Origin of the sequence: Acinetobacter sp. P1(2025) (genome assembly GCF_051390655.1) — a bacterium.
Taxonomy (GTDB): Bacteria; Pseudomonadota; Gammaproteobacteria; order Pseudomonadales; family Moraxellaceae; genus Acinetobacter; species Acinetobacter junii.
The window spans coordinates 1-17,374 of sequence record NZ_JBPKBJ010000069.1 but is presented as its reverse complement, the minus strand read 5'-3'; the positions used below and the strand labels follow the sequence as shown (position 1 = coordinate 17,374).

Sequence of the window (17,374 nt, the reverse complement as noted above, 5' to 3'; positions counted from 1 at the left end):
TATAAATGGGTAGAGTACAGGTTGCTGTAGAAGCATGTTTAATTCGTCTAATCACAGATACTTTATAAAGCATTTTAATACTTTTTTGAATCTGTCAATGCGTAAGTCCTAGATTATTGAAAAAGCGGAGTGTAAATATAATGGAAAAACAATTGGATGAAAGAGAAAAGAATATTTTATTGGATAAATTAAAAATTCGTTTTGAAAACAACATGCATCGACATTTGAACTTAAGTTGGTATCAGGTTGAGGAAAGATTAAAACAAGTACCAAATAAATTATGGTCATTGCATCAAATGGAAGAAACAGGTGGAGAACCTGACGTAGTATCAATAGATTCAGACTCATCCGAAATCACATTTTATGATTGTTCATTAGAATCACCCAAAGGTCGCAGAAGTCTTTGCTACGATCGAGAGGCACTAAATTCACGGAAAGAGCATAAACCAATTAGCGATGCTGTTAATGAAGCAGAAGTGATGGGAGTTGAATTGCTGACAGAAGAACAATATAAGCAATTACATTCTATAGAGAATTTTGATTTAAAGACGTCGAGTTGGGTAAAGACACCTGAAAATATTCGTATTTTGGGTGGGGCTATCTTTTGTGATTGTCGTTATGGACGAGTTTTCACTTATCACAATGGTGCTCAATCTTATTATTCAACTCGAGGATTTCGTAGTTTGTTAAAAATCTAAGTTCCATTGGGATGAATGATTCCTTGTAGGAAGTTAAAGTAAACGAACCAATTGAATATTTTTTTTAATCTTAAATTTTGCCAAGCGCTTGCTTGGTTTTTGTGGTTTTGATACCTTAGTGCTCACTAAATATTCGAAAACAATGACCAATAATCGTCAGGAAGTAAGCATGCAACTTAATCCCATATATTATACTGAGCAACATTTAGCATTTGCTGAGAGTGTTAGGCGCTTTACTGAAAAAGAGATTAGCCCTTTTATTAATGAATGGGATGAAGCAGAAACCTTTCCTCGAGAGCTTTATAAAAAAGCAGCCGATATTGGCTTGCTCGGCGTTGGCTTTGATGAAAATTATGGAGGTATTGCGGGGACGGATGCATTCTATACTCTACTTGCTTCAGTCGAGCTAGCGAAATGTGCATCAGGTGGTTTGGCTGCATCTTTGCTTTCACATACGATCGGTACACCACCAATTCAACATTTTGCTCAAGAAGAAGTAAAAGCTGAAGTATTACCAAAAATTTTATCGGGAGAGAAAATTTCTGCATTGGCAATTACTGAACCGAGTGGTGGTTCAGATGTTGCGGCTTTAAAAACTAAAGCGGTTCGAGATGGTGATGATTATATTGTCAGTGGTGAAAAGACCTTTATTACATCAGGTATTCGTGCAGATTATTATTCTGTTGCGGTGAGAACTGATCCCGATGCGAAGGGTGCTAATGGTATTTCAATGTTGCTGATTGATGCACATAGTGAAGGCATTACAAAATCAAAACTAGATAAAATGGGTTGGTGGGCATCGGATACAGCTCATTTGCATTTTGATAATGTGCGCGTGCCAGCTAAAAATTTACTCGGCGCAGAAAATATGGGCTTTTTCGTCATCATGAACAACTTCAACATGGAGCGTTTTTTTCTTGCTGCCAGTAGCTATGGTTATGCATTGGTTTGTTATGAAGAAGCTTTGGATTGGGCCCAACAGCGTCAGACTTTTGGTAAACGCTTAATTGATCATCAAGTCGTTCGTCACAAGTTGGTGGATATGGCGACACGTTTAACTTCAACTCGCGCATTATTGGAAGATACAGCCTACCGTTTAGGAAAACCTGAATTACAGGGAAATGAACTGATTGCGCAAATTTGTATGCTTAAGAATGTTGCAACACAAACTATGCAATTCTGTGCTGATGCTGCGGTACAGACATTAGGCGGTATGGGTTTTATGCGTGGTACGAAATCAGAACGTATTTATCGTGAAGTGAAAGTCAACATGATTGGTGGTGGGGCAGAGGAAATCATGAAAGATCTTGCTAGCCGTCAACTGGGCTATTAATACAAATTTTAAAGGCTTTGAATCAAGAGGAAGTTGGTTTAAAGCCTGATCCGCATAACAAGAATGAGTTAAATAATAATTTAGGAAAAAGGCATGGATGGTTTATCACTTAACCCAATTTATTACACATCTGAACATCTAGCTTTTGCAGATAGTGTTAAACGCTTTGTTGAAAAAGAAATTTCACCCTATGTAAATGAATGGGATGAAGCAGGCACTTTTCCGCGAGAACTTTATCAAAAAGCTGCTAGCATTGGTTTACTTGGTTTAGGTTTCGATGCAGAACATGGTGGAATTCCTGACGCTGATGCATTTCATGTATTGCTTGCTGCAATTGAGATGGCAAAAGCAGCATCGGGTGGGGTTCATATTTCATTGATGATTCATAGCATTGGTACTCCACCGATTCATCACTTTGCACGTCAAGAGATTCGTGATGAAGTTATGCCGCAAATTATTGCAGGTGAAAAAATTTCAGCCCTAGCGATTACTGAACCGAGTGGTGGTTCCGACGTTGCCGCTTTAAAAACAAAAGCGGTTCGTGACGGGGATTATTATATTGTGAGTGGCGAGAAAACCTTTATTACTTCAGGTATTCGAGCTGATTATTATACGGTTGCGGTACGTACAGATCCGAATGGACAAGGTCCAAAAGGGATCTCGATGCTTTTGATGGATGCGCATAGCGAAGGGATTACAAAATCACCTTTAAAAAAGATGGGATGGTGGGCTTCTGACACAGCACACCTACATTTTGATGAAGTGAGGGTACCAGTAAGTCATTTGCTCGGTCAGGAAAATGCTGGTTTTAAAGTAATTATGAATAACTTTAATATGGAGCGTTTTTGGCTAGGAGCGATAGCCTATGGTTATGCATTGGTTTGCTATGAAGAGGCTTTGGAATGGGCACAACAACGTAAAACCTTTGGTAAGCGCTTAATTGATCATCAAGTGGTACGTCATAAACTTGTCGATATGGCTACGCAACTTACAGCTACTCGTGCTTTGTTGGAAGATACTGCATATCGTATGGGAAAAAAGGAACTGCAAGGTAGTGAGCTTATTGCACAGATATCAATGCTTAAGAACGTTGCTACACGTACGATGCAATTCTGTGCTGATGCTGCGGTACAGACCTTGGGTGGTATGGGATTTATGCGAGGTATGAAGTCCGAACGTATTTACCGTGAAGTGAAGGTGAATATGATTGGTGGTGGTGCCGAAGAAATTATGAAGGATTTGATTAGTAAACAGTTGCAATATTAATTGGTAAAAAAGGGGGTGATCACTAATTCATCCCCTTTTAAAATTATGTGGATTCAATCCACTCATGATTTAAAATCGCCCAACGCTCATGATCTTTCCATTCTTTGCTGCCTACACGAAGATATTGACGCGAAACCCCTTCTTTAACAAAGCCTGCTCCTGCCACAAGGTGAATGGAGCGAGAATTTTCAGGTTGGATATTCGCTTCTAATCGATGCAAGTTCAGTGTTTGAAAAGCTTCTTGTAAAATAAGTTGAAGTCCATGTCGCATATATCCAAGACCTATATATGGATAAAAGGCTTCATAGCCTAAATAAGCAGAATGAAAGAGACCTCGAATGATATTCGATATATTAAAGGTTCCTACAATTGTATGGTTTTCAGTTAAACAGACAAAATAACGATATTCTTGCTGTAGGTAATGTTCAAAATCTGTAGGAGGGTATGTCCACGGTTGATGTAGATGAATACTATTTTGGTAGGCTTGTTTGATTTCAACTAAATCGCTGAGTTGGTACTTACGTAAATAGACCTGATTCATTTCAAAGCCATTTCCCAAACCATTTCAGTCAATTCATCAATTTTCACTTTACCTTCTGGTCGGTACCATGTGACTGTCCAAGAAATAGAACCACCGACTAAACGTCGCCAAATAAACGCATCATGTTTGACTTTGCCTAGAGTGCGTAATTTTTCAATCACATCAAGCCAGACTTGCTCATATTCATTACGCATTTTCAAAAGATAGTCTTGTTTTTCTTTAGAAAGCGCAAACCATTCATGAACCAGCACTGCCATAGCCGCACCAGTATCACCAGTAATTGAGATCAGCTCAGCTCTGATTAAATCACGCAATTGTTGTTCAGGATCATTTGAGCGTTCAGCCGCTTCTTTAAGCCGTGCAAAGTTATAAATAATGGTTTGTTCCATCACAGTAGCAAGAATGTCATCTTTACTTTTAAAGTGATGAAAGAGACTACCTGATTGAATACCAATAAATTCACCAAGTTGGCGAACCGTGGTTTTATCATATCCTTGCTTATAAAACAGATAGGCGGCACCTAAGAGCAAACGTCCACGTGGGCTATCGTCAAAACATACGATTTTTGGTATTTGCTCAATTGAAGTTGCGATCATGCCTGTCCGTCTATCCCGTTTAATCAAAGTGTATTGTAACAAAATTCATTTCATGAATTGTCTTATCTTTTTATAACAAGCATTTGCTTGAATTTGTCTATTTTTGCCAATACAGCATATCATTCTGTACTTTACAAACCAAGCACTTGCTTGGTAATGTTGTGTTGTTTTTAATAATAATGAGAAAGCTCATGACAAGCGTCAAGCAGGATGACCAAAAGTTAGTAAAAATTGGATGTGCTTCTGGGTTTTGGGGTGATACCAATACAGCTGCTTTTCAGTTGGTGCATTTGAGTGATATTGATTATTTGGTCTTTGATTATCTATCTGAAATTACCATGTCAATCATGGCTAAAGCAATGATGACCGATCCTAACCATGGTTATGCATTGGATTTTGTTAGTCGTGTGATGTCTCCACTGATCAATAAAATCGCTGAAAAGAAAATCAAAGTGATCAGTAATGCAGGTGGGGTGAATCCCTTAGCTTGTCGTGATGCTTTACAAAAAATCATTGATGAAAAGGGCTTAGATTTAAAAGTAGCTGTGGTACTTGGTGACGATGTATTGCCAAAGCACACCGAACTACAGCAAAAAAATATCAAAGAAATGTTTAATGGCGAGCCTTTGCCTGCACATGTGGCGAGCAGTAATGCCTATTTAGGTGCTGTTGCTATTCGTGACGCTTTAGATTTGGGCGCGGATATTGTGATTACAGGTCGTGTTGTTGATTCGGCTGTGGTACTTGCACCGTTGTTGCATGAATACAAATGGTCATTGGATGACTATGACAAACTCGCACAAGGTTCATTGGCTGGGCATGTAATTGAGTGTGGTGCTCAATGTACAGGTGGTAATTTTACTGATTGGCGTTTAGTACAAGGCTTTGACAACATGGGTTTTCCAATTGTAGAAGTCAGTGCAGATTCCTCTTTTGTTGTGACTAAACCACAAGGTACAGGTGGTTTAGTGTCGACTGCAACGGTCGCAGAGCAAATCGTTTATGAAATTGGCAATCCACAAGCCTATTTACTTCCTGATGTGACAGCTGATTTTAGCCAAGTCTATTTAGAACAAGTGGGTAATGATCGAGTTAAAGTTACAGGTGCAACAGGTCGAGCACCAACTCAACAATATAAAGTGAGTGCCACTTATGCTGATGGTTATCGTGTTTTAGTCAGTTTCTTAATCGCAGGTCGCGAAGCGCCTGAGAAAGCACAAACCATTGCCAATGCCATTATCAATAAATGTGAGCGTGTATTGGCTTTACGTTCTGTTCCTCCATTTACAGAAAAATCGATCGAAATTTTAGGTATTGAAAGCACCTATGGGGCACATGCACGCATTAAAGAAAGTCGTGAAGTCGTGGTCAAAATTGCAGTCAAACATCTGTTTAAAGAAGCGTGTATGTTCTTCGCTTCGGAAATCGCACAAGCTTCTACAGGTATGGCACCTGCATTAGCGGGCATTGTCGGTGGTCGCCCTAAAGCCTCAGCAGTGGTCAAGTTGTTTTCTTTCTTGATTGATAAAGATCAAATCAAGGTTGAGGTTGATTTTGCAGGCCAGCGACATCCTGTTGAGATTCCTACTGGCTCAGCAACACAGAATTTCGCTCCCCATCCAACTGGTGAAGTCGCAACTTATCAAGGCGATGAAATCGAAGTGCCTTTGATTGAGATTGCTCATGCTCGTAGTGGAGATAAAGGTAACCATAGCAATATTGGTGTGATTGCGCGTAAAGCAGAATATTTGCCGTGGATTCGAGCGGCGCTCACTGAAGCAAATGTTTCAGACTATATGCAGCATGTTTTAGATCCAGAAAAGTCAAAGGTCATTCGTTATGAATTACCTGCGATGAATGCACTGAATTTTATGTTGGAAAATGCCTTAGGTGGCGGTGGGATTGCAAGTTTACGTATTGATCCACAAGGTAAGGCTTTTGCACAGCAATTGTTAGATATGCCAGTCAAAGTACCAGCGAAATTGTTAGAAAAATAAGTAAGGGATGTAAATCAAATGGGTTATCAATCAATTTTCAGAGCAGATGCATTTGACGACAAAGTGATTATCGTCACAGGTGGCGGCTCAGGTATTGGACGCTGTACAGCACATGAGCTGGCATCTCTAGGTGCTCAAGTTGTGATTACAGGTCGAAAAATTGAAAAGTTAGAAAAAACTGCAGCAGAAATTAGCGAAGATGGTGGAAAAGTCCATTTTATCGTTTGTGATAACCGTGATGAAGAACAAGTCAAAAGCATGATTGCTGAAGTCATTGAAAAATTTGGCAAGCTCGATGGTTTAGTGAATAACGCAGGTGGGCAATTTCCTTCGGCATTGGAAAATATTTCTGCTAATGGCTTTGATGCTGTGGTTCGCAATAATTTGCATTCTACATTCTATTTAATGCGTGAAGCCTATAACCAATGGATGGCTAAACATGGGGGCAGCATCGTCAACATGACTGCAGATATGTGGGGCGGTATGCCAGGTATGGGACATTCAGGTGCAGCACGCTCAGGTGTGGATAACCTGACTAAAACGGCTTCAGTAGAATGGGGTAAATCGGGTGTGCGCGTCAATGCAGTTGCGCCAGGATGGATTATTTCATCAGGTATGGACAACTATAGTGGTGACTTTGCCAAAGTAATCATTCCAAGTTTGGCAGGTAATGTTCCGTTAAAACGTATGGGTACAGAATCTGAAATTTCTTCAGCAATTTGTTATTTGCTTTCTGATGCAGCGGCTTTTGTTTCAGGGGTAACTTTACGTATTGATGGTGCTGCATCTCAGGGAACACGCATGTATCCATTGGCAGATGCAACCAATAGCCAGTCTTTTAATGGTTTCCATCGTGCTTTTATTCCAGAGATTTTTAAAGATGAGGCTGGAAAAGCAGAGCAACGCTCTGCCCAGCCGCAAGACGACAAGCTAGGCTTGGAGTGAGGAAAAACAATGACCATTCTCCAATCTGAAATTGCAGTCGGTAGTGAGCAGTATCAACAAAACCGTGAAGCTTTGTTGAATCAAATTGCGGAAGTACGTGCAGTACAGCAAAAGAGTATTGATAAATCTTATGCGGCTAAACCAAAGTTTGATAAGAAAGGCAAAATCTTGCCACACGAACGTGTGCGCTTACTATTGGATGTGGATTCACCTTTTGTCGAGTTATGTGGCTTAGTTGGCTACAACATGCATGATGATAAAGATGGCTCAGAAGCGGGTGGTGGGATTATTGCGGGTTTGGGTTTTGTTAGTGGTGTACGCTGCCTAGTCTCTGCTAGCAATAGTGCGATCAAAGGTGGCACTATGTCACCGATGGGTGTACAGAAAACCTTACGCTTACAGAAAATCGCACTTGAACAAAAACTACCGATTGTTACTTTAACGGAAAGTGGTGGGGCGAATCTTAACTATGCTGCTGAAGTATTTACCTATGGCGGTATGACCTTTGCCAATCAAGCACGGATGTCTGCGGCAGGGATTCCACAAATTTCGGTGGTACATGGTAATGCCACAGCAGGTGGAGCATATCAGCCTGGTCTGTCTGACTATGTGATCGCGGTGCGCAAACAAACCGAAATGTTACTGGCTGGTCCGCCATTGTTATTGGCTGCGACTGGTGAGGTGGCAACGGCTGAAGAGTTGGGCGGTGCTGAAATGCATACCCAAGTTTCAGGTGTAGCAGAATATTTGGCGGAAAATGATGCAGATGGGATTCGACTTGCTCGTGAGATTTTAGAGCATTTGAATTGGAAGGAACAAACCACTAGTCTAAATCAAAACTACAAAGAACCGCGTTTCGCGCCTGAAGAGTTGCTTGGCATTATTCCCAAAGATCCAAAGCAACCTTTTGATATGAAAGAGGTTGTAGCTCGCATTATTGATGATTCAGATTTCCTTGAGTTTAAACAGGAATACGATGCTTTAACCGTATGTGGTTGGGCGAAAATGGGTGGCGTACATATTGGCATTATTACCAACAATGGACCTATCACACCACAAGGTGCGGTCAAAGCAGCACAATTTATTCATCTGTGTGAGCAGACCAAACGACCACTTTTATTCCTGCATAACACTACAGGTTTTATGGTGGGAACAGATGCTGAACAGAACGGCATCATTAAGCATGGTTCGAAATTAATCCAAGCAGTTGCGAATGCGACTGTACCGAAAATCTCGATTATTGTGGCTGGTTCCTACGGTGCAGGCAACTATGCGATGTGTGGGCGTAGTCTCTCTCCAAGTTTTATTTTTGCATGGCCAAATTCACATGTTGCGGTAATGGGGGCAGCACAAGCAGGGAAAGTGTTGCGTATCGTCGCAGAAGGTAAACAGAAAGCTTCTGGAATGGAACCGAATCCACAAATGTTGGATTTCCTAGAGCAAAGCACTGCGATGAAATTAGAACAGCAATCGACTGCTTTGTTTAATACAGCAATGTTGCATGACGATGGCATTATCGATCCAAGAGATACGCGTAAAGTCCTGATCTTCTTGCTACAAACCATTTATGAAGCACAACAACGTGAACTTAATCCAACACGTTTTGGTGTATCGAGATTTTAAGAAATCTCCCCTAGCCCCTCTTTTTAAAGAGGGGAACTCCTTCCTTTGAAAAGGGAGGTTGGGAGGGATTTAAGAATATTTAATTTTTAAGGAAAAAATAATGAAATTTACCGCAGAGCATGAAGCATTACGTCGTACCGCACGTCAGTTTGTAGAAAACGAACTAAATCCATTTATTCCAGAATGGGAAGCAGCAGGACGCTTTCCGATTCATGACGTGTTTAAGAAAATGGCAGATTTAGGTTTGCTGGGTATTTGTAAGCCAGAAGAAAATGGCGGTTTGGGTTTGGATTATTCATATAACCTTGTTGTCGCTGAAGAATTAGGGCGTGCAGCATGTGGTGGTGTGCCACTGGCGATCGGTGTGCAAACCGATATGGCGACACCTGCACTTGCTCGTTTTGGTAGCAAAGAATTAAGAGAAGAATTTTTGAATCCTGCGATTCGTGGTGAATATGTGGCATCAATTGCAGTATCAGAAGTGCATGCAGGTTCAGACGTAGCAGCAATCAAAACCACTGCGAAAAAAGATGGTGATGATTATGTGATTAATGGTAGCAAAATGTGGATCACCAATTCATTGCAAGCTGATTTCTTCTGTTTACTTGCCAATACTTCAGATGACAAACCGCATGTCAATAAATCCATGATTATTGTGCCTGCGAAGACTGCGGGTATCAGTTTTTCAGAGCCGCTGAATAAATTAGGTATGCGTTCAACCACAACTGCTCAGGTCTATTTTGATAATGTTCGTGTACCACAGCGTAATTTGGTTGGTGCTGAAGGCATGGGCTTCATGATGCAAATGATGCAGTTCCAAGAAGAACGTATGTGGGCATGTGCCAATGCAGTAGGCGGTTTAGAAAAAGTCATTCAACAAACGATTGATTACGCTAAAGAACGTACTACTTTTGGTCAGCCCTTGATTAATAACCAATATGTACATTTCCGCTTCGCCGAGTTAATGACTGAAGTTGAAGCATTAAAGGCGCTGACTTATCAAGCTTGTGAACAGCATATTGCTGGGGAAAATGTCACGATGTTGGCTTCGATGGCGAAACTCAAGTCGGGACGTCTCACTCGTGAAGTCGCTGATACCTGTCTGCAATATTGGGGAGGCAATGGCTTTATGTGGGATAACCCAGCTTCTCAACTTTATCGTGATGGTCGCCTTGGTTCAATTGGGGGTGGTGCCGATGAAATTATGCTCGGGATTATTTGCAAGTTGATGGACATTTTGCCGAAGAAACAGAAATAAGGCAGGGGAAGATCATGATGCTTTCAACTTCTCTAACTGATTTACCAGTGGATGAAAGTCTCCAACTTGAACAACAGGGCAGTATTTTAACGATGTGGCTTAATCGACCTGAAAGTCGCAATGCCATGAGTCTCAATATGGTCAATGCGATTCAACAGGTCTTTACCCAAATAGCAGATGATGTATCGATTCGTGCTGTGATTTTACGTGGTAAAGGCGGACATTTCTGTGCAGGCGGTGACATTAAAGATATGGCAGCACTCCGTGTAGAGGCGGCGAATGTGGGTAGCTTACAGCCATATGTTGATTTTAACCGTCGTTTCGGTGCCATGATTGAACAAGTTGATCAAGCGCCACAAACCGTGGTTGCGGTATTAGAAGGTGCGGTATTAGGTGGAGGTTTTGGCTTGGCTTGTGTTTCTGATATCGCGATTAGTCTCGATACGGCACAGTTTGGCCTACCTGAAACAGGCTTAGGTGTTTTGCCAGCGCAAATTGCACCTTTCGTAGTTAAACGCATTGGATTAACACAAGCGCGTCGTTTGGCATTGTTAGGTTCTCGTTTCAATGGTGAGACTGCTCAGAAGTTAGGTGTAGTACATGATGTAGTACATGATGAAAATGAGCTTGAGCAGCTACTGAGCGATACAGTTCAACAAATCAAACGTGCTGCACCATTGGCCTCTCGCAATACTAAAGCTTTATTACATCGTACTTTGAATGAACCCTTAGATTCTTTACTCGATGATGCTGCACAGCAATTTGCGCAAGCTGTCGGTGGAGTAGAAGGTCAAGAAGGCACGATGGCATTTATTCAAAAACGTTTACCAACTTGGGCTGAGCAATGATGAAATTTTCAAAAGTTTTAGTCGCAAATCGTGGTGAAATCGCAGTTCGAGTGATGCAAACAGCGAAAGCGATGGGCTATCAAACAGTTGCTGTATATTCAGATGCAGATGCCAATGCTCGCCATGTTCAAGTGGCTGATGAAGCTGTATACATCGGTGCATCTAAAGTTTCTGAGTCATATTTGTCGATCACCAATATTATCGAAGCCTGCAAAAAGACAGGTGCGGATGCTGTTCATCCCGGTTATGGATTTTTATCTGAAAATACCGATTTCGCCCAAGCGTGTAGTGATCATGGCATCACTTTTATTGGTCCAAATGCGACTGCGATTCATTTGATGGGTAGTAAGCGCTTGTCAAAAATCGCCATGCTTGAGGCGGGTGTACCTTGTGTACCAGGTTATGAAGGTGATCGACAAGATATCGAATATTTAGCTGAACAAGCAGAAAAAATTGGTTTCCCCTTGATGGTGAAGGCATCTGCTGGTGGTGGTGGACGTGGCATGCGTTTGGTTCACCAGTCTGTTGATTTGTTGGAAGCTTTAAAAACCGCACGCTCAGAGGCTGAAAATGCCTTTGGTTCAGGTGAGCTGATCATCGAAAAAGCGGTGATCGCACCTCGTCATGTGGAAATCCAAGTGTTTGGTGATACGCATGGTAACTATGTATACCTGTTTGAACGAGATTGTTCAATTCAACGCCGTCATCAGAAAGTAGTCGAAGAAGCACCTTGTCCGGTGATGACACCTGAATTACGTCAGCAAATGGGCGAGGCTGCAGTTGCTGCCGCCAAAGCTTGCGACTATATCGGTGCAGGTACAGTTGAATTCTTACTTGATCAATCAGGCGAGTTTTATTTCCTTGAAATGAACACCCGTTTACAGGTTGAGCATCCAGTAACAGAAATGATCACGGGCCTCGATTTAGTTGAATGGCAACTCCGTGTCGCAAATGGTGAAACTTTACCTCTACAGCAGCATGAACTCACCTTAAATGGACATGCAATTGAGGTGCGTTTATATGCAGAAGATCCACGTCAGGATTTCTTGCCTCAAACTGGAAAGGTACTTAGTTGGAAACCTGCAGGCTCTGATGGAATGTTACCAAATGTTCGGATTGATCATGGTATGTTAGAACAGGGTGAAATTAGCCCGTTTTATGATCCAATGGTGGCGAAGATAATTGCTTATGGTAAAACTCGTCAGGATGCGATTCGTCTGTTAGCGCGTGCAGTAGATGATTGTGTGCTATTGGGTGTGAACAGTAATAAACAGTTTTTGGTGAATTTATTACGTCATCCGATTGTCGTGGCAGGTGATACTAATACCGCATTTATTCAACAACATTTTCAAGATGATGTCAGCCTTCATCAACAGGCACCAAGTTTGGAAAACCTTGCGGTTGCTGCAGCAGTGTTCACTCAACTGAACCAAGCAAAAGTTTCATGGCAAACAGGTATTTCTGTGCCTTTCCCATTAAAACTAAAATGTGCCGATCAACATTTATTACTTCATGTCCAAACAGATCACGATCAACTGATCGCTATGCTATGTGATCAGCAAGTCAAGATTAAAATTCTAGCGATTCAAGATACACAGATCATTTATGATGTAGATGGTATACGCCGTAAATTGAGTTATGTGCTTGATCAAAATCAGCTTTATTTAGATACAGCGAATGGCAATCTCATCATAGAGAATAGCACTTACGCAGAACCTGAAGCGGTTGAAGTTATCGGTGATGGGAAGATTCGAGCACCAATGGATGGTGCGATTGTGAATCTATTGGTCAACGCTGGTGATACCGTTACCAAAGGTCAAACTTTGTTGATCTTGGAGGCGATGAAAATCCAACAACAGATTAAATCTGATGTGGATGGTGTCGTTGATGAGCTGATTGGTCAAGTCGGTCAACAAGTGAAAAAACGACAATTGTTATTAAATGTCGCAGTTGCATAAAGCTTATTAATTAAAAAGCTAGGTTAGACCTAGCTTTTTAATAATTTTTCTACAGCATTGAGTGAACTTCTCGAATTTCCCTTTAATTCTTGTGTTGCAAACTCTGCCAAAGCTTGTTCATGTGCTAATAAATATTGCAGAAAAGTTTGAGTCTGAGTATCGGCGTGTTGATTCATTCTCTCAAACGTTTCCATAAAAGGTTTCGTACCTTGTTTAAGCAAATGCATCGCAACTTTCCACGGAAGCTTTGCCATCGCAATCCCTGATGCTTTGGCTTGTAATTTGATATGTGGTCGAATCTTTGCGGTATGACCATTTTGAATCAAAAACTGTTGTAACTTATGCAAAGTTTGAGTTTCTAATTGAGCCAAGAGATTCCATTTATATTGTTGCTCAGTCGAGCGGGTATGCTTTGCTGCATTCAGAAAAACCAATTCACCTAAGATTTCAGATTCTAGTGCGGTATTTAAGTCATGTTGCAGTTTTGGGTAATTCATTCCATTGATTTCCAAAAAAGAAGCTTTTCGTGAGTTTTACTTTTACCTCAGTATAGGTGAAAAAATGAGATGCTGAAATAGTCGCCATCTGTATATCAGATGGCATCAAAATCAAGGAAACAGATTCGATCGCAAGCTTTCAAGACGTTGTTGATACTGCCTTTGCCACTCAGTTTCGGAAAGCTGAGACTTGAGCGGTTGCATTTCTTGTTGCAGTTGTTTGAGTGCCTGTTGATATTGATTCACTTTCTGTTGCTGCTGTTGTTCACGTTGTTGCTTAAATTGCAGGTCTAATTGCTCTTGTTGTGTGAGATAGCGTTGTTGTAATTCTTGTTTTAGACGTTGAGTTTCAGCAGTTGGTTGTTTCTCATCAAGTAGCTGAACCGCTTGTTCATAACGAGAAAAATTATCCTCTTGCTCCATTAATCGAGGATATTCTTGTTGAAGCGTTTCTAATGCAGCCAATCGTTGTTCAGGATTCAATTGCGTATTCTGTTTAAGTTCCGCATAAGCAAAACGATAATCTGCATATTCACGTTCTTGTTCAAAACCTAAAGCTGCTTCATCTTTACCTAGGGTTTGTTCTCTTAGTTTCCAAATTGCATCAAAGCGTTCTTTGGGGGATAGCGCCGTTGATAATACTGTACTTTGCATTTGCTGTTCATATTGCGGCATACGCTTCAATAAATTTTGCACAGTTTGAGCAAATTGTTGATCAGGATAGGCATTAAGTGCTTTTGTTAATGCAGCATTGCAGTCATCTAAATGGCAACTGGCTCGGTATTGATTTAAAAACTGGTTAATATTGCCTGGATTTTTTTGTAAAGCCTGTAACTGAGTCTGTAATGATTGTTGCAATATCTCATCCTTACTTCTGTTTTGCATATCATTTGAATTAGACACAGTGTGATTGGAGGACTGTTCATTTTTGGTTTGTTGCGTAGCAGCGGAAGAGGCGGTACTCTTCCAAACTGCAAACGCAATTAAGACCAATAGAACAATAAGGCATGTGATCCATAGTCTTTTATTCATAATACTTCCTACTTAGGGGCCATAATTAAAATGTCCCATTACAGGGAAGTGATCTGATAAATCCCAAGTCATATAAAGCGGATCTGCGGTAGAACGTAAAATACGAACGTCATTGCGAGATTGAATAGGCTGACGATGTGTATTTGAAGAAACGACATAATCTAAATATTCAACCGTTGTTCCACCCGAACCAGCTGCGCCAGCTAATTTGTTAACACGTGGGTCAAAAGTTGAAGCAGTGTAACCAGTACTGATTGGTGCAGTTGCATTAAGATTGGTCAGCATATCTTGATAATCTTGCGGCCATAAGAATTTATTTACATTAAAGTCACCACCCATTAATACCGCATCGAAGCTAGGAATATTCTGCTGATTAATTAATTGACGGATTTGTTTAAATTGAACTTGTCGTAATGCACGTGCCTCATCTGTATCGAAGGAAGCCGTGTGGGTGGATGTTACGTGATAAGCTTTTCCATTTTTGATGATCTCAGCATAAATTACACCTTTGTCAGCAAAACAATCTGTTCCTGTACAATCTGGATAAATCATTTCAGCTGTTTTTACGATTGGATATCGACTTAAAACAAGGACACCACTGTCATATAAGTTATAGCCTGAACCAACTGGAACATGGGTTTGATATGGATATTGTTGGACTAGTTGATTCAGCATACTAGTCCGTGATGATGAAAATGCTTCTTGAAGCAAAATGACATCATATCCATTTAAATGATTTGGTAACTCTGCTAGGCGTTCGCTAATTTTGCTTGCAACCATAGGCAATGCATAAATATTGTATGACAGTACTTTTAATTCGTCTGCGCTATTGGATACAGGTTCTTGCACTGTGTTTTGGTGAATTGTGTAGTGGAAATCATCATACCCACCCGTGTATTCAGCTTTGACCGCAGCCTGAGCAGATAAGCCTGCATAAGTTGTATTAATTCGATGAATTGCACGATCAGAATACCATGGAGATGTCGTGGTTGCTGTTTGGATACCATGCTTAATCGTACTACCTGTCCAAGTACCTGTCATGGTTTGTTTGAGCGTTACTTGTGAATTTCCACTCGTTACAACAGTGTCAAAATTATAGGTTTTACCTGATTTTATGCCTGAGTATCGATTCATTCGCAGCACGCGTTTAGTCTCATAGGGTGCGATTTGAGTCGCTTCCTGAGCCCACTCATTTCCAGCTTGTAAAATATGCGTTCCAGTTTGAGTGATTTGTACAGATACCGTTTGAGGTGTTGTATTCGTGACAAATACATAAGAATCAGCATATGCATTTTGTGCAGATACGCCACCTGCTAAAAGCATAACCCCAGCGGCAAATTTAAAGCTGTCCAGCTTCATCGTTCTTCTCCGTTAAATTTAATTATTTGTGAACAAACTCCTTTTCATAATCATTTAAATTTTCGTTTTTGAATATTTTTTGGGTTATGATTTGTTCGAAAATAATCATAATTGAAAAATATTTATAATTCATTTAATTTTTTTTACCATTCATCTGAATTTGTATGATTTATCTTGTTGTTTAAGCATATTAAAAACTGGATAAGTAGGGTTTGTTCTGAATAGTTGGGTTATTTGCAATACTTCAAAAAAGAAAATTATAGAATGTGGATTTTCGAAATTAAAAAAGCTCTGACAAATTGATCATTCATCAGAGCTTAATTTATGCGTTATGAATTATGCTTGATCAGCTTCTATGATTGCTGCGCTTGCTTGCTTAAGGCTATATAACAATTGACCAAGTAATACGTCTTTGTTGCTTAAAGTCACCATAACCATTGGGTGGTGGGGGGCAGGGATTGAGGTCAGGATTGCCTTGCCATTTTCTGCATCTAAAGTAATACTTTGACAACCAGTAAGTTGAATCTCTTTTAAAAAGGCACTCACCATAGCCAGAATAGAACTACTCACCGCAGCAAGCTTAGTACTATTATATGGATTCTTCTTATAGATGGATGCCAATTCAAAACCATCTGTAGAGCAGAGCATAATATAATCAATGCCACGAATATTCATCAATATGTCATTGGCTTGAGCTTTAGCCAAATGGATCAACTCCTTTGGCGCTGTACGTTGTTGACTTGGAATGCTGAACATAATTCTTCTCTTTCAAAATGATTAATTCGTTGCTCTCAGATTGACTTCTAGTGCCGCAATCAGTGATTCAATCATCAGCAGAATGTGTTCTTGTTTTCGGGCATCAATAAAAAACAGAGGATATTGATACTCATTTTGAATTAACCAATCTCGATAAATTGAAATCGGTTGCCCTTTATTTTCATCAACATGTGTGATGCCGATCGAAATATTTTGTGTATAGTCTTTAAAAGTATCTAAATAGCCTTCTAGCTCCTCTAGAGGAACTTTACTATTATGATCAACCAAGATAATCACACCCAAAGCACCTTGGCAAATAACTGGCCAAATGAAATCGAATCGTGCTTGTCCAGGTGTTCCATAAAGTCCAATTTTAACACCGTCATCTAAAGTAATTTCACCATAATCAATGCCAACAGTTGTTTGCATTTTATTATGTGCCTGACTGTCTGTATTAAATGCTTCGGTTGCAAGCACAGGAATTTCGGAGAGTGATTTAATCGCTTCAGTTTTACCTGCACCCATGCTTCCTGCAAATACAATTTTATATTGTTTAGGACTTACGCACTATCATTTATAGATTCTCTGTGGTAGCAGATGGTTTTTATCGAGAATAAAGTCATCAATGAAGTCTTTGATGATTGGTCTAAATAATTTCTTCTGCCAA

The 17,374-nt window shown here is 40.4% G+C and carries 16 protein-coding genes; 9 read left to right on the top strand and 7 right to left on the bottom strand.

The features are described from left to right. Positions 1 to 140 precede the first annotated feature (140 nt). From ACSC97_RS14650 to ACSC97_RS14640, 3 genes are all read left to right on the top strand, one after another. Entirely contained in the window at positions 141 to 698 is a 558-nt protein-coding gene (locus ACSC97_RS14650) for a DUF4256 domain-containing protein (RefSeq protein WP_436661646.1), read from the top strand. Between the two features lie 169 nt (positions 699 to 867). Next, positions 868 to 2,031 carry an acyl-CoA dehydrogenase family protein gene (locus tag ACSC97_RS14645; protein WP_151959018.1) on the top strand — a complete coding sequence of 388 codons (1,164 nt, stop codon included), beginning with the start codon at positions 868 to 870 and terminating at the stop codon, positions 2,029 to 2,031. A gap of 93 nt (positions 2,032 to 2,124) precedes the next feature. After that, positions 2,125 to 3,297 carry an acyl-CoA dehydrogenase family protein gene (locus ACSC97_RS14640; RefSeq protein ID WP_436661643.1) on the top strand — a complete coding sequence of 391 codons (1,173 nt, stop codon included), beginning with the start codon at positions 2,125 to 2,127 and terminating at the stop codon, positions 3,295 to 3,297. 43 nt (positions 3,298 to 3,340) lie between these two features. Here ACSC97_RS14640 and ACSC97_RS14635 read toward each other — a convergent pair whose 3' ends face one another. Together ACSC97_RS14635 and ACSC97_RS14630 are read right to left on the bottom strand one after the other, a co-directional pair. Then, positions 3,341 to 3,838, bottom strand: a complete 498-nt coding sequence (locus ACSC97_RS14635; RefSeq protein ID WP_436661641.1) for a GNAT family N-acetyltransferase — start codon at positions 3,836 to 3,838, stop codon at positions 3,341 to 3,343. Further along, positions 3,835 to 4,434, bottom strand: a complete 600-nt coding sequence (locus ACSC97_RS14630; protein WP_004950245.1) for a TetR/AcrR family transcriptional regulator — start codon at positions 4,432 to 4,434, stop codon at positions 3,835 to 3,837. Before ACSC97_RS14630 ends, ACSC97_RS14635 begins: the two co-directional genes overlap by 4 nt. 191 nt (positions 4,435 to 4,625) lie before the next feature. On the opposite strand from ACSC97_RS14630, the gene ACSC97_RS14625 reads away from it, so the two are divergent. The 6 genes from ACSC97_RS14625 (at position 4,626) to ACSC97_RS14600 (ending at position 13,063) form a co-directional block, all read left to right on the top strand. Continuing rightward, positions 4,626 to 6,431 (top strand): acyclic terpene utilization AtuA family protein, encoded by a 1,806-nt coding sequence (locus ACSC97_RS14625; RefSeq protein WP_436661638.1) that lies wholly within the window; start codon positions 4,626 to 4,628, stop codon positions 6,429 to 6,431. 18 nt (positions 6,432 to 6,449) lie between these two features. Then, positions 6,450 to 7,376, top strand: coding sequence for an SDR family oxidoreductase (locus ACSC97_RS14620; protein ID WP_005402049.1), 927 nt, complete (start codon positions 6,450 to 6,452; stop codon positions 7,374 to 7,376). 9 nt (positions 7,377 to 7,385) lie between these two features. After that, positions 7,386 to 8,999, top strand: coding sequence for an acyl-CoA carboxylase subunit beta (locus ACSC97_RS14615; protein ID WP_436661636.1), 1,614 nt, complete (start codon positions 7,386 to 7,388; stop codon positions 8,997 to 8,999). A gap of 100 nt (positions 9,000 to 9,099) precedes the next feature. Then, positions 9,100 to 10,257 (top strand): acyl-CoA dehydrogenase family protein, encoded by a 1,158-nt coding sequence (locus tag ACSC97_RS14610; RefSeq protein ID WP_151211597.1) that lies wholly within the window; start codon positions 9,100 to 9,102, stop codon positions 10,255 to 10,257. A gap of 14 nt (positions 10,258 to 10,271) precedes the next feature. Beyond that, positions 10,272 to 11,105 carry an enoyl-CoA hydratase/isomerase family protein gene (locus ACSC97_RS14605; RefSeq protein WP_436661633.1) on the top strand — a complete coding sequence of 278 codons (834 nt, stop codon included), beginning with the start codon at positions 10,272 to 10,274 and terminating at the stop codon, positions 11,103 to 11,105. Continuing rightward, positions 11,105 to 13,063, top strand: coding sequence for an acetyl/propionyl/methylcrotonyl-CoA carboxylase subunit alpha (locus ACSC97_RS14600; RefSeq protein WP_436661650.1), 1,959 nt, complete (start codon positions 11,105 to 11,107; stop codon positions 13,061 to 13,063). Before ACSC97_RS14605 ends, ACSC97_RS14600 begins: the two co-directional genes overlap by 1 nt. Positions 13,064 to 13,092: 29 nt before the next feature. On the opposite strand, the gene ACSC97_RS14595 is transcribed toward ACSC97_RS14600, so the two are convergent. From ACSC97_RS14595 to ACSC97_RS14575, 5 genes are all read right to left on the bottom strand, one after another. Beyond that, the gene (locus ACSC97_RS14595; protein ID WP_436661631.1) at positions 13,093 to 13,560 is read right to left on the bottom strand and encodes a hypothetical protein; all 468 of its coding nucleotides are present in this window, start codon (positions 13,558 to 13,560) and stop codon (positions 13,093 to 13,095) included. A gap of 111 nt (positions 13,561 to 13,671) precedes the next feature. Then, positions 13,672 to 14,592 (bottom strand): lipase secretion chaperone, encoded by a 921-nt coding sequence (locus tag ACSC97_RS14590; protein ID WP_436661629.1) that lies wholly within the window; start codon positions 14,590 to 14,592, stop codon positions 13,672 to 13,674. Positions 14,593 to 14,604: 12 nt separating this feature from the next. Beyond that, positions 14,605 to 15,951 carry a sphingomyelin phosphodiesterase gene (locus ACSC97_RS14585; protein ID WP_436661627.1) on the bottom strand — a complete coding sequence of 449 codons (1,347 nt, stop codon included), beginning with the start codon at positions 15,949 to 15,951 and terminating at the stop codon, positions 14,605 to 14,607. 336 nt (positions 15,952 to 16,287) lie between these two features. Then, positions 16,288 to 16,707 carry a roadblock/LC7 domain-containing protein gene (locus ACSC97_RS14580; protein WP_436661625.1) on the bottom strand — a complete coding sequence of 140 codons (420 nt, stop codon included), beginning with the start codon at positions 16,705 to 16,707 and terminating at the stop codon, positions 16,288 to 16,290. A gap of 21 nt (positions 16,708 to 16,728) precedes the next feature. Then, entirely contained in the window at positions 16,729 to 17,250 is a 522-nt protein-coding gene (locus ACSC97_RS14575) for a GTP-binding protein (RefSeq protein ID WP_436661648.1), read from the bottom strand. Positions 17,251 to 17,374 lie beyond the last annotated feature (124 nt).

Coding starts and splice junctions, on each gene's coding strand:
- ACSC97_RS14650 (WP_436661646.1), top strand. CDS start 141: ATGGAAAAACAATTGGATGAAAGAGAAAAGAATATTTTATTGGATAAA.
- ACSC97_RS14645 (WP_151959018.1), top strand. CDS start 868: ATGCAACTTAATCCCATATATTATACTGAGCAACATTTAGCATTTGCT.
- ACSC97_RS14640 (WP_436661643.1), top strand. CDS start 2,125: ATGGATGGTTTATCACTTAACCCAATTTATTACACATCTGAACATCTA.
- ACSC97_RS14635 (WP_436661641.1), bottom strand. CDS start 3,838: ATGAATCAGGTCTATTTACGTAAGTACCAACTCAGCGATTTAGTTGAA.
- ACSC97_RS14630 (WP_004950245.1), bottom strand. CDS start 4,434: ATGATCGCAACTTCAATTGAGCAAATACCAAAAATCGTATGTTTTGAC.
- ACSC97_RS14625 (WP_436661638.1), top strand. CDS start 4,626: ATGACAAGCGTCAAGCAGGATGACCAAAAGTTAGTAAAAATTGGATGT.
- ACSC97_RS14620 (WP_005402049.1), top strand. CDS start 6,450: ATGGGTTATCAATCAATTTTCAGAGCAGATGCATTTGACGACAAAGTG.
- ACSC97_RS14615 (WP_436661636.1), top strand. CDS start 7,386: ATGACCATTCTCCAATCTGAAATTGCAGTCGGTAGTGAGCAGTATCAA.
- ACSC97_RS14610 (WP_151211597.1), top strand. CDS start 9,100: ATGAAATTTACCGCAGAGCATGAAGCATTACGTCGTACCGCACGTCAG.
- ACSC97_RS14605 (WP_436661633.1), top strand. CDS start 10,272: ATGATGCTTTCAACTTCTCTAACTGATTTACCAGTGGATGAAAGTCTC.
- ACSC97_RS14600 (WP_436661650.1), top strand. CDS start 11,105: ATGAAATTTTCAAAAGTTTTAGTCGCAAATCGTGGTGAAATCGCAGTT.
- ACSC97_RS14595 (WP_436661631.1), bottom strand. CDS start 13,560: ATGAATTACCCAAAACTGCAACATGACTTAAATACCGCACTAGAATCT.
- ACSC97_RS14590 (WP_436661629.1), bottom strand. CDS start 14,592: ATGAATAAAAGACTATGGATCACATGCCTTATTGTTCTATTGGTCTTA.
- ACSC97_RS14585 (WP_436661627.1), bottom strand. CDS start 15,951: ATGAAGCTGGACAGCTTTAAATTTGCCGCTGGGGTTATGCTTTTAGCA.
- ACSC97_RS14580 (WP_436661625.1), bottom strand. CDS start 16,707: ATGTTCAGCATTCCAAGTCAACAACGTACAGCGCCAAAGGAGTTGATC.